10 protein-coding genes and 1 pseudogene are annotated in these 12,499 nt (G+C 40.7%); 6 read left to right on the top strand and 5 right to left on the bottom strand.

The window, feature by feature from the left end:
- Positions 1-2: 2 nt before the first annotated feature.
- The 3 genes from N8A86_RS06625 to N8A86_RS06615 all read right to left on the bottom strand — a co-directional run bounded on the left by N8A86_RS06625 (position 3) and on the right by N8A86_RS06615 (position 4,010).
- Positions 3-1,415: an MBOAT family O-acyltransferase gene (locus N8A86_RS06625; RefSeq protein ID WP_273568324.1), complete on the bottom strand. Its 1,413-nt coding sequence runs from the start codon at positions 1,413-1,415 to the stop codon at positions 3-5.
- A gap of 486 nt (positions 1,416-1,901) precedes the next feature.
- On the bottom strand, positions 1,902-3,449 hold the full coding sequence (locus N8A86_RS06620) for a ribonuclease E/G (protein ID WP_273568323.1): 1,548 nt from the start codon (positions 3,447-3,449) through the stop codon (positions 1,902-1,904).
- Between the two features lie 270 nt (positions 3,450-3,719).
- Complete coding sequence (locus N8A86_RS06615) at positions 3,720-4,010, bottom strand: HU family DNA-binding protein (protein WP_013306152.1); 291 nt, start codon at positions 4,008-4,010, stop codon at positions 3,720-3,722.
- Positions 4,011-4,304: 294 nt separating this feature from the next.
- Between N8A86_RS06615 and mutY the strand changes: the two genes are divergently transcribed.
- The 5 genes and pseudogenes from mutY (at position 4,305) to N8A86_RS06590 (ending at position 8,891) form a co-directional block, all read left to right on the top strand.
- Positions 4,305-5,363 (top strand): A/G-specific adenine glycosylase, encoded by a 1,059-nt coding sequence (gene mutY / locus N8A86_RS06610; protein WP_273568322.1) that lies wholly within the window; start codon positions 4,305-4,307, stop codon positions 5,361-5,363.
- Between the two features lie 10 nt (positions 5,364-5,373).
- Positions 5,374-5,843: pseudogene (locus tag N8A86_RS06605) on the top strand (single-stranded DNA-binding protein).
- A 20-nt stretch (positions 5,844-5,863) separates the two neighbouring features.
- Entirely contained in the window at positions 5,864-7,192 is a 1,329-nt protein-coding gene (locus tag N8A86_RS06600; protein WP_488226200.1) for a gliding motility-associated protein GldE, read from the top strand.
- A gap of 15 nt (positions 7,193-7,207) precedes the next feature.
- Entirely contained in the window at positions 7,208-7,738 is a 531-nt protein-coding gene (gldD, locus tag N8A86_RS06595) for a gliding motility lipoprotein GldD (protein WP_488226204.1), read from the top strand.
- 22 nt (positions 7,739-7,760) lie between these two features.
- Positions 7,761-8,891 (top strand): MBL fold metallo-hydrolase, encoded by a 1,131-nt coding sequence (locus N8A86_RS06590; RefSeq protein WP_273568321.1) that lies wholly within the window; start codon positions 7,761-7,763, stop codon positions 8,889-8,891.
- Here N8A86_RS06590 and N8A86_RS06585 read toward each other — a convergent pair.
- On the bottom strand, positions 8,884-9,318 hold the full coding sequence (locus tag N8A86_RS06585; RefSeq protein WP_273568320.1) for a hypothetical protein: 435 nt from the start codon (positions 9,316-9,318) through the stop codon (positions 8,884-8,886). The two genes, N8A86_RS06590 and N8A86_RS06585, sit on opposite strands and share 8 nt — an antisense overlap.
- Positions 9,319-9,608: 290 nt before the next feature.
- Here N8A86_RS06585 and N8A86_RS06580 point away from each other — a divergent pair, with 290 nt between their 5' ends.
- Entirely contained in the window at positions 9,609-10,355 is a 747-nt protein-coding gene (locus N8A86_RS06580) for a head GIN domain-containing protein (protein ID WP_273568319.1), read from the top strand.
- Between the two features lie 65 nt (positions 10,356-10,420).
- On the opposite strand, the gene N8A86_RS06575 is transcribed toward N8A86_RS06580, so the two are convergent.
- Positions 10,421-12,490 (bottom strand): M16 family metallopeptidase, encoded by a 2,070-nt coding sequence (locus tag N8A86_RS06575; RefSeq protein ID WP_273568318.1) that lies wholly within the window; start codon positions 12,488-12,490, stop codon positions 10,421-10,423.
- Between the last annotated feature and the right edge of the window lie 9 nt (positions 12,491-12,499).

Here is a 12,499-nt window from a genome sequence, read left to right as displayed (position 1 = left end):
TTCTAGAATTGAAAGTAAATAAATTGCCCACCGTCGAAAACACCAATGGTCAATATTATTGTCACGACCGAGGCATACACCAAAAATTGGAACCATTTGTGTTGAGCAAGCGGTATTCTAATATTCGTTTCATCAATAAGATCCTTTAGCAACAGCATGAAAATAGCTAAGTTGGAGTATAAAAATATTCCGATATCGGCGATAAAAAGGGATCCGGTAGCCGAAAAAATTCGTTTGATTATTAATATGGCGTCCCCTAAGCTATTTGCCCTGAAGAATATCCATGAGAAACAGATCAGCACAAATACGGTAGTTATTTTCAGCAATGCCTGAAATCGACGTAAGTTGGTATTTTGGATCTTTTTCGAATCAAAACGAAATAGTCTGCCGAGTATTAGGTACAAACCGTTCAGTCCACCCCAGATGACAAAGGTCCAATTTGCACCGTGCCAGAGGCCACTTACCAAAAACGTAACAAACAAGTTGAAATAATGTCTTGCCTTGCCAACCTTGTTTCCGCCAAGAGGAATGTAGACATAATCTTTGAACCAGGTAGATAACGAAATATGCCATCTTTGCCAAAATTCGCCAACGGACCGGGCGAAATAGGGTCTTCGAAAGTTCGTCATCAAATCAAACCCCATGATTTTCGCACAGCCAATGGCAATGTTCGAATATCCTCCAAAATCACAATAAATTTGAAAAGCAAAAAAAATGGTCGCTACGACTAGGGTCGTAGAGCTATGGTTTTCTGCATTATTGTAAATGGAATTCACATAAATAGCCAATCTATCGGCAACCACTATTTTCATAAAATAGCCCCAAATGATAAGTTTTGTGCCTTCGATCGCTTTTTGATAATCGAATGCTATTCGCTTTCGGAACTGAGGCAATAAATTGGTGGCCCGCTCAATGGGACCAGCCACTAGTTGGGGGAAAAAAGACACGAACAAGGCATATCTGCCAAAATGCCTTTCATGGGCTACTTGGCCTCTATAGACATCGATGGTATAGCCAACGGCCTGAAAAGTGTAAAACGAAATTCCTACAGGTAGCAGAAGGTCGAAATCGGGTAGTTTCATCCGTATTCCGAAATAATCCATCACCTCGAATACCGAATTGTTGAAGAAGTCATAATATTTAAAAAGGAAGAGAATTCCGAAATTTAGTATCAAACTGGCAAACAAGAAAATCTTTCTGGTCTTAAGATTCTTTACAGTGTCAAGTTTATATGCCGCCAAATACGTAATTACCGTCGACGTGAATATGAGTAGGGCATAAATGGGCTGCCAGTTCATATAAAAATAATAACTGGCGATTAATAGAAATAGCCATCTAAATTTCGGTGTAATTACATAATATAATATACATACCAACGGAAAGAACAGTAAATAGGTGAAGGAGTTAAAAAGCATGGTCGTTGTTTATGGTCGGTATTTTTTCTACTTCAGTTTCTTTCGCTTTATGTGCGATTTCTAATCCGGCTGTAAATATAGAATACGTGGTGGTCTGGTTGCTAAAAAATGTTGGTCGTTTTTAACAGGATGCAATATGGTGATACCATACCATAATAGCATGATAATTAGTGCTATTGGTTGAAAATTATCGATGAAATACTATGTGCGCCTAAGATAAAAGGTAGATTCAAAAACCAAGGAAGCTCTTGCCGTCATTTTATAGTAAGACTCAGAAAAAACAATCTTACGGTTTTGTGGAGGCTTCTACGTTGATTTTTTTTGTCAAAGTATTCCACAGAAATAGGGAAACAAAAAAAGCGGCCCCAGTTGCTGAAGGCCGCTTTAATAAACTTTTCTATTAAACTCAAAAGACCCCATTTTTCAATGGGGTAGTTCGACCAGCTAATTTTCATTCTGCCAAGACAGATGAAAATTAGGGTCTCACTAATAAATGGTTTTACCGTCCTTATTCTTAAAACGGTACTCGAGATACGTGTAGGCATCCCTAGGTTGTATTCTGATCCATCGTTTATGCTCCAAGAACCACTTGGTACGTATCGACGGGAAACCTTTGGTCAAATAGGCCGCAATAAATGGGTGTAGATTTAGTGTTATTCCATTATCCTTTGCTGGGCCTTTTAAAAGTTTCTCAAGATCGGCATTTATTCTGTCGATCAATAAGATCGGGGCTTCTACCTCTTGGCCATTGCCGTTTGGGTTTACCTCGGTCGTTTTAATGTTCATTTCGGGTCGTACCCGTTGTCTGGTAATCTGTATAAGTCCGAATTTACTCGGCGGCAGAATCTTGTGCTTGGCACGATCGTCTTTCATTTCATCTCGAAGATGGTCAAAAAGTTTCTTACGGTGCTGGGCCTTTACCATATCTATGAAATCGACAACGATAATGCCCCCCATATCTCGGAGGCGCAATTGTCTTGCAATTTCAGAGGCCGCCAAGATGTTTACCTCTAAAGCGGTATCTTCTTGGTTCTTGGCCTTGTTCGAGCGGTTGCCACTATTCACGTCGATAACGTGCAATGCTTCGGTATGCTCGATGATCAGGTAAGCACCTTTACTCATTGAGGCGGTTCGCCCGAATGAGGTCTTGATTTGCCGTTCTATCCCGAATTTCTCAAAAATCGGGACAGGTGAATTATACAGTTTAACCATAGATTCTTTTCCGGGTGCGATTTCTTGCACATAGTCTTGAACCTGAGTACAAAGCGTCTCGTCATCAACATGGATCCCCGTAAAGGAATCATTGAAAACATCCCGTAAGATACTTGAGGCTCTATTGAGCTCTACCAGTACTTTCGAGGGTGTTGGAGCTTTGTACAATTTCTTACACATTGCCGTCCACTTGTCCAGCAAGTTTTCTAGATCTTTATCAAGTTCCGCGACTTTTTTGCCTTCTGCAACTGTTCTGATGATGACCCCGAATCCTGCGGGCTTAATGCTCTTTACGAGCCTTTTGAGCCTATCTTTCTCTGCGTTGCCCCCTATTTTCTGGGAAACCGAAACGCGGTCTGAGAAGGGTACCATGACCAAGTAGCGTCCTGCCAACGACAGTTCTGAGCTTATTCTTGGTCCTTTGGTGGAAATGGGTTCTTTGACGATTTGCACCAACAATGATTGGTTGGCCTTGATGACATCAGTAATAACGCCATGCTTGTCAATATCTTTATCGAAGGGAAAATTTTTAAGGGAGTAGTCTCTCAACTTTCCCGTACTCACTTGTTTTATGAATTTCAACATTGAAGAGAGCTGTGGTCCGAGGTCATGATAGTGCAAAAATGCATCTTTCTCATAACCGACGTTTACAAAGGCTGCATTGAGTCCTGAAACGGGCTTGCGTACCTTGGCTAAAAATATGTCGCCGACCGAAAAGTCGTTGTTGTCTTCTTCTTTGTGCAATTCGGTGAGTTTTCCATCCTTTAACAGGGCAAAATCAACGGCATCTGAACTAGATCGTACGATTAATTCTCTATTCACCTGAATATATTTTTATTCCGCCATTGCGGAATAGATTAAACAATGATTGAAACAGGTTAATTAAACCTATCGAAATTCTCAATGGAATTTCTATGTCAATGAACGTATTGGAATGAAAAAACACGGTAGAGGCGCAAATATTGCGCCTCTACTACGATTTTTTCTTATGACGGTTAGCTCTCCTGCGCTTCTTGCGCTTATGGGTCGCTACCTTATGTCTTTTTCTTTTCTTACCACTCGGCATAAAGTTCTGCTTTAAAGATTACTATTTTATTTGACTTGTACGTTGCTTTTAACACCTTCTACAAAAACCTTTGCCGGTTTAAAGGCCGGAATATTATGTGCAGGAATCTTAATGGTCGTGTTCTTGGAAATATTCCTTCCCGTTTTTTCAGCTCTGGTCTTTATGATAAAACTTCCAAAACCTCTTAGGTAAACGTTGTCACCACTTTCAAGGGAGGTCTTTACCTCTTCCATAAAGGATTCAACTGTTGCTTGTACATCTCCTTTTTCAATTCCCAGTTTATCTGAGATTTTAGATACAATTTCCGCTTTCGTCATCTTGAATATTAGATTTTCTGTATGTTTTTTAGGGTTGCAAATATATAAATTTAATTCATTCTTTTCCTGTAATGGACTAATTTTAAGAACATATTTAAGATCAATGCAAACTGATTTTCAATAGTTTGGGGTTCTGGCTAGGTTTCAAAATATGGGCATATCGAGATATTTACTGATTTTGAAGCGAGGCCATGGTTCTCAAAATATTGGTAATCAGAAAGTAGTGGTTTTAAATTTGTTCTAAGGCGAATTCAATACATAAAGTTTTACTTTTGCGGTCTAGTATATTTTTCAATGTCCTTTTCCCATAAAATCTTACACTGGTATAAAAAAAACAAACGTAATCTGCCTTGGCGGGAAACCAGAGACCCTTATAAGATTTGGCTTTCCGAGATCATCCTTCAACAAACCAGGGTCGCCCAAGGTACGCCATATTACTTGAAATATATTGAGAATTTTCCTACTGTTTACGATTTGGCGAACGCTTCCGAAGAAAAAGTACTCAAGTTATGGCAAGGTTTGGGATACTATTCAAGGGCACGCAATCTACATGCCACGGCAAAAATGGTGGTACAAGACTATAATGGTTTTTTTCCTGATACGTATTCTGAATTGTTGAAACTCAAGGGCGTGGGCGATTACACGGCCAGTGCCATTGCCTCGATTTGTTTTGATGAACCACAACCCGTGGTAGACGGAAACGTATATCGTGTCTTGGCCCGTTATTTCGGAATTGACATGGCAATAAACGGCAACACCGGAATCAAATACTTTAAACACTTGGCGCGTGAGGTGATGGATCGTGCATCTATTCGAGATTATAATCAAGGAATCATGGAATTCGGTGCCATACAATGTCGACCGAAAAATCCGGATTGTACCGTCTGTCCCTTTAATGAAAGTTGTGTCGCCCTTCAAAAAAATCGCGTTGATGAGCTGCCGATAAAGATTAAAAACGGAAAAATAAAAGACAGATTTTTCAATTATCTTGTTCCAGTAGATACCAATGGCAAAACTATTTTGAAACAAAGAAAGGGAAAAGGAATATGGCAAAATCTATGGGAATTCCCATTACTTGAATCAAAGTCAGAAATAACCACTGCCGATGTTTCCCATAGACTGATGGATATAATTACAGTAAAGAAACCAATAAAGATCTATGCATACAACGATGTGACCATTGTTCATAAGCTATCGCATCAACACCTACATACCAAGTTCTGGATCGTTGAAACTGGCGATGAATTGAAAGAGGGAATTCCCTTTTCGAAACTGGATAAATATCCCGTTCCGGTTTTAGTCGCCGATTTCTTAAAAACGTTTAAAAATTCGTATTTTCGTACATTGAAATAATTGATATAACATGAGCGGCACATTGAATAAAGTAATGCTGATAGGGCATTTAGGCGATGAGGTGAAAATGCATTATTTCGAGGGGGAGGATCCATTGGGCGTTTTCCTATCGCGACCAACGAAACGTACACTAACAAACAGACAGGTGAAAAAGTGACCAATACCGATTGGCACAATATCGTAGTGCGAAATAAAGCCGCCGAAATTTGTGAAAAATACCTGAGCAAGGGCGACAAGATATATGTTGAAGGTCGTTTGAAGAACCGACAATGGCAAGGTGAAGATGGTAATATGCGATATACTACAGAAGTGCACGTTCAAGATTTTACTTTTTTGACGACCAAAAAAGAGAGCTTGGCGAATTCGCAAGGAAGCACTCAATCGGAACGACAAAATACACCGGCCGCTCAGAATACTGCTAAAGCCCAAGAGACATCGCCCGCGACTTCAACGGAACACGACGACGACCTGCCATTTTAATTAAACGAAATCACTGACTATTGGACCCTGACCCCCTTAGTTTCCTTTTTAACTTCATGGCTTTGGACGGTACGTTCGCTTTAAAAGTATGCATTCTTCTGATTTTGCTGATGTGTTCGGCGTTGATATCAGGGGCCGAAGTGGCCTTTTTCGGATTGTCGCCAACCGATATCAATGAAATCGAGGAGAAAAAGACATCACGAGGTGATATCATCGTAAAACTTTTAGACCGACCAAAAAAGTTATTGGCCACCATACTTATTGCCAATAATGCCATAAATATCGGTATCGTGCTATTGTTCAGCGTTATAGGCGAAACCTTGTTTTCGGGGATAAACTACACGTTGTTCGGTTTGGTATCGGTACGATTTCTTGTAGAAGTCGTAGTGGCTACTTTCTTGATTTTGATGTTCGGTGAGATACTTCCTAAAGTCTATGCGAACAGAAACCGGATCAGCTTTGCCAATTTTATGGTCTATCCGATGAAAGTACTCGACTTTTTGTTCTCGCCGTTAAGTCTGCCCATGCGCTCAGGCACGATTTTCATGTTCAATAAATTGGGTAAGGAAAAATCGAACTTGAGCGTTGATCATCTTTCCCAGGCCTTGGAACTTACTTCGGATGGCGACACGACGAAGCAAGAGCAGAAAATTTTAGAGGGAATCGTGAGTTTCGGCAATACCGACACCAAACAGGTCATGCGCCCGCGTATCGATATGTTCGCTTTGGATGAAGAAATGAAATTTCCGGAAGTTTTACAGGAAATCAAAAAGAACGGATACTCTAGAATTCCAGTATTTTCAGAGAATATGGATAATGTCAAAGGCGTGCTCTATGTCAAAGATCTTTTGCCCTATATCGATAGAAAGACCTTTAATTGGATGTCGCTCATACGGGAGCCCTATTTTGTGCCGGAAAACAAAAAATTGGATGATCTTTTGTTAGAATTTCAGGATAAGAAGAATCATTTGGCCATAGTCGTCGACGAATATGGTGGCACTTCAGGTTTGGTTACCCTCAACGATATCATCGAGGAAATCGTGGGTGATATCAGCGATGAGTTCGACGATGAAGACCTTGTGTTTTCCAAGTTGGACGATTTCAATTATGTTTTTGAAGGAAAAACAGCGTTGAAAGATTTTTATCGCGTCGTTAAATTGGAAAACGAAGATGCATTCGAAGAGCAAAAAGGAGAATCGGAAACCATAGCAGGTTTCGTTTTAGAAATTGCAGGAAGCTTTCCGAAGAAAGGCGAAAAAGTGGTTTTTAACGACTATCAGTTTTTAGTAGAGAGTCTTGATAAAAAAAGACTGAAACAAATCAAAGTAACACTTCCACATGCGCAATAAGAGAAATCTAATGGTATTCTTCGTAATCATCCTTTTTTTGGATGTAAGGAAGATGTGGTTCCGAAACCCAAGGCCATGCTGCGATTAGAGTTCCCCGAGGCCAAAATGGGCAAAATTGAAACCGACCGGTTTCAGTTTCAGTATAACGAAATAGCACGATTGAAAAGCCAGACTAGCAACTCTCTTGAGCTTGATTACCCATCTATGAAAGGGTCGATCTTTATCAATTACAAGACAGTAGAGCGCAATCTTGAAAAACTACTTTCCGACGCCCAGAAATTCTCGTATGAACATTCGGTAAAAGCTGATGGAATTATGGAACAACCTTTTATAAACGATGAGAACAAAGTATATGGTATGTTTTATGAGGTTACCGGTGATGCTGCCTCACAGGCGCAATTCTATGTGACCGACAGTACCGAACATTTTGTTACCGGTTCGCTTTATTTTTATGCCAAACCGAACTATGATTCTATTTATCCCGCCGCGGAATATCTGCAAAATGACATTCGTAAGATGATGGAAACCCTACGATGGAAAAAATAAATCAGTTCATTGCATTTCGACAATGAAAAAAGTTTTAAAGAAAATGGGAATGTTCATTGGCGGATTCATACTTCTCTTGGCTGTAGCCATTTTTTTGTTTCTTAATCTTAGTCCTGAATTTGGGGCGTCACCTTCAAAGTCGCAATGGGAGGTTTTTAAAAAGTCGGAGAACTATCGAGATGGTGTCTTTATCAACAATGGCGATGTGAAAATGAACATGGGGTTCAATGATATGATGAAAAGCCTAAAGGGATTTTTCGGACCCCAACCTAATTCCATGCCCGGAAAGAATGTGACCGTGCAGTCCATCGATTCGCTGGAGATCGTTCATTATAGAGGTGCGACCCGGCTTATATGGTTCGGTCATTCCGCCTTTCTATTACAAATCGAAGGCAAGCAAATCTTGATCGACCCAATGTTCGGGGCCGTGCCCGCACCAGCATCCTTTTTAGGTTCAAGAAGATTCAGTGCCAATTTACCGATTGAAGTTGAAAAACTTCCCAAAATCGATGCAGTGATTTTATCCCATGATCACTATGACCATTTGGATTATGGGTCGATACAACTATTGAAGGATAAGGTCGGCATGTTCTATGTTCCCTTGGGCGTAGGATCCCATTTAGAGGAATGGGGTATTGAAAGCAATCGTATCGTTGAACTCGACTGGTGGCAGGAAATCGATTTTGAAGGATTAAACCTAAAATGTGCCCCGGCACAACACTTTTCAGGGAGAGGTCTTGCCGATAGGGGGAAAACGCTTTGGAGTTCTTGGGTCATCCAATCCCGAAACGAGAATATCTTTTTCAGTGGTGATAGTGGTTATGGCCCTCATTTCAAGGAAATAGGGGAAAAGTACGGACCCTTCGATTTTGCGATGATGGAATGTGGCCAATACAACGAACTTTGGAAAGAAATACATATGATGCCTGAAGAGACCGCCCAAGCCGGAATCGATGTTCGCGCCGAAACGATTATGCCCATTCACTGGGGAGCCTTTAAACTTGCCATGCACCCATGGACCGAGCCTGTCGAAAGACTTTCAAAAAAAGCTAAGGCGCTACAAATACATATGATAGCACCCAGAATCGGGGAGTCAATCGTTTTGGGGAAAGTACAGTCTTTCGATGTAGATTGGTGGACAGAGTTTAATTAGCATCTAACAAAACTTCGGCCTTTTCAATACTCGAATTAATAGCGTCGCGAACCTCCTTGATTTTCGTCTCTTCTGCATCGAGCAGTTTTTGTTTTTCTTCGGTTAGTGCCTTACCGTTTAGAATTTCGTCTGAATCAAATGTATCGCCAAAATCTTGCATCCATTCCATCATGCCTTTATGGGCTTCTTGAAGGTCTTTCATGGCCGCCTCATATTGCATTCCGGTTTCTGTGGAGTCTATTCTTGGTTTTAACTCACCGACCAATTTCCCGACGGTGCTCATTTTAGGCATGACCTCGTCGTGAATGGCCATGACTTCGTTCATTTGGGAGGTTTCGGATTTTCTTTCTTTCTTTCCTTCTTCTTTGCAGGAAAACATAAAAACCAAAATTAGCGCTAAGAAGGGAATCGTTTTCTTTAGTATCATTTTTTACAGCTGTTATTGGTGACTTATGAATATAAGTCTATCTTCCAAAGATAGAAAATGAACCCGTTAACCTATAGTTAAAATTGATGGGGTCTGGATGGCCAACTGTGTGAAGTCTTATCGGAAATTGAATAATTAGCAACGTAGCACTTGATTCATTCACCGGGCCGTCATAGTCGAATTCAAAATACACTTTGAAACAAAAATTGCATATCTTTTAAAGAACTGTAACAATTTTGTTTGGTAGTAGTCTTTAATGAGGAACAGTAATGATCATTAAATAGAACAATATGAAAAAATTAGTACTTCCCTTAGTGTTATTAACGGTTTTGGGCTTAAACACTCTTGTAGCCCAAGAGAAAACCTATCAAGTTGACCATTTTGATAAGATTATTATCAGTCCTCATATAGCGGTCAACTTGATAGAAGGCGACGAAGAATCGGTACGTATTGACCAATCAGGCGTGTCAGATGATAAAATCAATGTAAAAATGGAAGGCAATACTTTACGTATTTACTTGGACGGGGCGAAGATGGTGACCAAAAATGACAAAGTGAAAGACGAAAAATACAACATGACGAAATCAATATATGAGGGCACGATGGTCAAGGCCACAGTAACCTACAAGAAGTTGAATACGCTTTCGGTAAGAGGTGAAGAACGCATCAACCTAAAAAGTAAAATAGCCCAAAAAGAGTTTACACTTCGTATTTATGGAGAATCACAAGTTTATCTTTCAGATGTTGATCTAGAGAAGATAAAAACGACTATTTATGGCGAGAGCTATCTTGAAATCGAAAACGGAAATATTGATAACCAACGCTATATCGCTTATGGCGAAAGCAGAGTAAATTCTATGTCAATCAACAACACCTCAACCAAAATAACGGCCTACGGTCAGAGCGATTTTCGCGTCAATGTTTCGGATAGGTTGAAAGTAACCTGTTATGGGGAAACACATATCACGTATGAGGGTGATCCCGATGTAGATCGAGGAATCGTTATCGGTGAGGCTACCATCCGAAAAATCGGATAAAAGAAACGTGATATAAAATAAAAACCCGCTCTAGGCGGGTTTTTATTTAAATGGTTTTATATAGTCTATTCAAAATCCGCTTCGGTGACTCCCTCGTTTATTTTGACTTCGCTCACGATAAATTCAAAATTTTGAGGACCTACGGTCTGTGCTATTGAATGGGGGAACAGTACGCCACCCACTTCTCTATAGTCTCCAAAATTAGTTGTGCTCGTCATTTTTTGACCACCCATGTCAAGATTTTGCACTTCTTGAACTTTTAGTCCGGATTCCATATCAAAGAAGGCCGATTTTTCATCGGAAATCTTCAGTCTATAGGCCTTTTTGCCATCTACGGTCTCGACCCCTTCTAGGGCCACATTCTTTTCTAGATAGCTCATTTCAGGAAACATCGCTGCCTCTTCTTTTATTTTTTGCAATTCTGCGCCTTCCATATCTTTTCGCTGACCTTGCATGACCATATAGCCCGAATCGCCGTTCAAGACTTGCTTGCTCATAGAATTTCCTGCTACTTTTACATCTTGCATAAACTGGTCTTTGGCCGTTTTTTTCATTTCAAGGTTCAGCTTCATGCCTTGCGTTTCGGCTTCAGCGACCATGGAGAAAGATCCAATGGACGCCAGCTTATCCTTACCGCCAATGGCCTCGATATATTTGTTCAAAACATCATTTGCACTCACCCCTTCGGGTACTGCCGCCCCAGCATCGGGCTTTTCGGTTACCGTAGCATATTTATCATAATATTTTACAGGAATCGACTTGCCATTATAGGTAACCTTTTCAAGATTTTCAAGTACCTCGCTTCCTTTTCCCGTAACCACGACACGGGCATTACCGACCGACATATATTTTTGCGCCGCTTTTTGAACATCTTCTGCGGTTATCGCGTTGATGCGTTCCAAATAGGTTTTGTAGAAGTCTTTGGGCAACCCTTGGGTCTCGATGTTAAGGGCGTAATCGGCAATGGTACTTGGGTCTTCAAGAGCCAGTACGAAGTTGCCAATATATTTGGCCTTGGCATTTTGAAGCTCCTTTTCGGTAACGGGTTGTTTGATGATATTGTCCACCTCTGTTAAAAGTTGCACAACGGAACTATCGGTAACGGCATTGCGAACACTTGAATACGCCTGAAATCTTGCCGGCACGTATTTATTGTTGCCCAAACTTGAATAAGCACCATAGGTATAGGCTTTGTCTTCCCTAAGATTTAGAAAAAGTCTTGCTTGTGCGCCACCTCCCAAAATACGATTGGCCATTAGGGCATGAAGGTAATCGGGATCTTTCATGGTGAGATTGACAAGGTTCTGAACAACTACTTCCGACTGCACGGCATTGGGCACGTCCACAAAATTTATTTGGGTGTATTGTACATCGGAAGGTTTTGAAAATGAGAATGAAGGGGGTACAGCCTTGGTCCAAGGCGTAAAATGTTCTTCGACCAATTTTTGGACTTCATCGAAATTTACGTCACCGACAACCACCAAATATGCATTTGCCGGAACGAAATAGTCGGTATAGAATTGTTTGACATCACCAAGGGTCACTTTATTTACCGATTCTTCGGTCGTAAATTCACCATACGGATGATCTTTGCCATAGGCCAAAGCACTCTGAACACGGGCAGAGATGGCCTCAACGTCTTTTTCTTGGGCCTTAAGCCCTGTTAACAGTTTCTCTTTTTCTTTTTCGAATTCTTCCTGCGTAAAGTTCGGATTGATGGCTGCATCCGCCATGAGTTCTATAATCCTTGGGAAATATTTTGAAAGCGAACTCGCAAAAGCACTTTGAGATCCAAAATTGATTCTAGCCCCCAAAAAATCGACCTCCTCATTGAAATCATCCTTTGAAATATTCTTTGAGCCTTTTCCGATAAGACTAGCGGTCAAACTTGAGACTCCGGCCTTATCGCCCTCAAGTACTGGTGGGTTGTCAATACGCAATTGCATGGATACCCTTGGTAATTTATGGTTTTCTACCACAAGAACCTTTAGTCCGTTCCTTAGCTCAAAACGCTGCGGTTCTTCCAGGTTGATTTCTGGTGCCGGTCCGGGTTTTGGCATTTGACTTCTATCGATTTGAGCCTGTGCGCTTAGGGCAGTAAAGGCTAACAATAGTGAGATATATAATTTTTTCATGTTGTTTTC

This window comes from Maribacter halichondriae (assembly GCF_027474825.1).
Lineage (GTDB): Bacteria > Bacteroidota > Bacteroidia > Flavobacteriales > Flavobacteriaceae > Meishania > Meishania halichondriae.
This window is presented reverse-complemented; position numbering and strand designations above follow the sequence as displayed.